Raw genomic sequence first — 619 nt, 5'->3', positions numbered from 1 at the left:
GCTGCCTGCAGCCGTTGCACTAGTTCGCTCGTGCGTACGAAGAGAACCTTGTAGCCGTGATCGATCAATGCGTGGCCGATACCAGCAATGAGGTGGGTCTTGCCTACGCCCGGCGGGCCGAAGGCAAGCAAGTTGTGCCCTTGAGCAATCCATCCATCGGCTTCGGCCAGAGCCGTGACGTGCGCCTTTGAGACTGCGGGCACGGCGTCGAAGTCGAAGCTGGCCAAGCTCTTGTCCGGTGGCAGTTGGCTGTCGACGCGAGCACGCGCGAGCCGGCGCGTCTCGCGCTCATTGACCTCCTGCTCGAGCAGTGCGCCCAGGAAGCGTTCTGCCGGCCAACCTTCGCGGTTGGACTGATCGGCCAAGTCGGCCCACATCCGCTTCATCGTGGGAAGCCTCAGCTCTGCCAGCATGAGCGGAAGCCGCGCTGCATCGGCCGCACTGCGCGTGGCTGCAATCGTGTTCATGCGGCCTCCAGCAGGATGTCGTATACCGCCGTCGCCGGCAGCTTCACTTGCACGAAGGGCATGAGCGTGGGGCGCGGTGCGAACTGCGCACGCAGCACTTCGATGTCAGGAAGTTCGTTACGTTCGCGCAGTGCGTCCAGCACGACGGAGAG

At 64.0% G+C, this 619-nt stretch carries 1 protein-coding gene; it reads right to left on the bottom strand.

Annotation, left to right across the window (positions count from 1 at the left end; genetic code table 11):
- A partial coding sequence (locus AVHM3334_RS23780; RefSeq protein WP_284415890.1) for an ATP-binding protein occupies positions 1-467 on the bottom strand: 467 nt, incomplete at its 3' end.
- Between the last annotated feature and the right edge of the window lie 152 nt (positions 468-619).

It is taken from the genome of Acidovorax sp. SUPP3334 (assembly GCF_030159055.1).
In the GTDB taxonomy this organism is placed as follows: domain Bacteria; phylum Pseudomonadota; class Gammaproteobacteria; order Burkholderiales; family Burkholderiaceae_C; genus Paracidovorax.
The sequence above is the reverse complement of the archived record's forward strand: the minus strand, read 5'-3'. Positions and strand labels throughout refer to the sequence as shown.